At 33.4% G+C, this 1,685-nt stretch carries 1 protein-coding gene; it reads left to right on the top strand.

The features are described 5' to 3' along the window. Positions 1–134 precede the first annotated feature (134 nt). Positions 135–1,640, top strand: coding sequence for an IS5 family transposase (locus tag MICAI_RS16480; protein ID WP_008204630.1), 1,506 nt, complete (start codon positions 135–137; stop codon positions 1,638–1,640). Positions 1,641–1,685: the final 45 nt, after the last annotated feature.

Here is a 1,685-nt window from a genome sequence, read left to right on the forward strand (position 1 = left end):
GGGTTTGCTGAATAACTGTGAAATACTTATGATATAAGGATTACAGCCACATTAAATTCCCAAAAAGTCAAGAAAAAGGGACAGAAAACGGCTAAAATTGGTAAAATACCCTTGCACTTATCCGACAAGAACAGATGTACCGAAAAACGAACGAGTCTTCAATTGCCCCAGAAAACTTTGAGTTGCCTTTTGAGGGAAAATTATCAGCAGATAATCGCTGGATAATAATGGCAGAGTTAATTCCCTGGGAAGAATTTGAAGAAGAATATGCCCAAAATTTTGACGAAGAAATGGGTGCGCCAGCCAAACCATTTAGGATGGCATTAGGAGCATTAATTATTAAGGAAAAATTAAAAACAAGCGACAGGGAAACCATAGAGCAAATCAAGGAAAACCCCTATTTACAGTATTTTCTAGGGATGTCAGCCTATAGTAATGAAGCTCTATTTGATGCGACAATGTTCGTTAATTTTCGTAAAAGAATCAGTAAGAATTTAATCAATAAAATCAATAAAAGAATGGTGATGAGAGAGAGAAAAAAGAAGGAAATTGAAGAAAAAAGTGAAAGAAAAGAAGAAGAAAAAGAGAGTCAAATAAAAAATAAAGGAAAATTAATATTAGATGCAAGTTGCGCACCTGCTGATCTAAGTTATCCCCAGGATTTAGGGATATTAAATCAAGCAAGAAAGAAAACAGAAAACATTCTAGATTGTCTCTATCAAAATTTGAGAATCAAGCTGAAGAAAAAGCCAAGAACTTATAGAAAAAGAGCGAGAAAAGATTATTTAAAAGTAGCCAAAAAACGTCGTTGTTCTCAAAAAGAAAGACGAGAAGCTATCAAGAAGCAACTGCAATATATCAAAAGAAATCTATCTCAAATAGAGAAATTAATCGAGGGGGGATCAGAGTTAAGTAGTCTCAGCAAAAGAAACTACAAAATGTTGTTAGTGGTGACAGAAGTTTATCGTCAACAATTGTGGATGTGGGAAAATAAATCATCGAGAATTGATGATAGAATTGTGAGTATAACCCAACCACACATCCGCCCTATCGTTAGAGGAAAAGCAGGAAAACCAGTTGAATTTGGAGCAAAAATCTCAGTAAGCTGTTTTGAGAGTTATGTATTTTTAGACCATTTAAGTTGGGATAATTTTAATGAATCTGGGGACTTACAAGCGCAAGTAGAAGAGTATAAAGAATTCACAGGATATTATCCAGAATCAGTTCATGTTGATAAAATTTATCGAACTAGAAAAAATCTAGCTTGGTGTAAAGAAAGAGGAATTAGAATCAGTGGAGTTCCTCTAGGAAGACCACCTAAAAATATTAGTAAAGAAACTAAAAAACAAGCTCTTGAGGATGAAGGAATTCGGAATGCAATTGAAGGTAAATTTGGTCAAGCAAAAAGAAGATATAGTCTTGATTGTATCATGACAAAACTTGATAAAACTTCAGAAACTTCCATTGCCATTACTTTTTTAGTCATCAATCTTTCTAACCTGCTTAGACAGGTTAACTGTCTTTTTTTGTCCCTATTTCTTTATACATCTAAATTTAGCTTTATTCATCCCTCTTTGATTACAAAAGATGATAACAAAGCTGATTTCTCAACAGAAAAACTTATCTTAAATTCGGGCTGATTTTTGAGAGTTTTTGTTTTTTACTTTTTCAGCAAACCCTAATTT

It is taken from the genome of Microcystis sp. T1-4 (assembly GCF_000297435.1).
In the GTDB taxonomy this organism is placed as follows: Bacteria; Cyanobacteriota; Cyanobacteriia; order Cyanobacteriales; family Microcystaceae; genus Microcystis.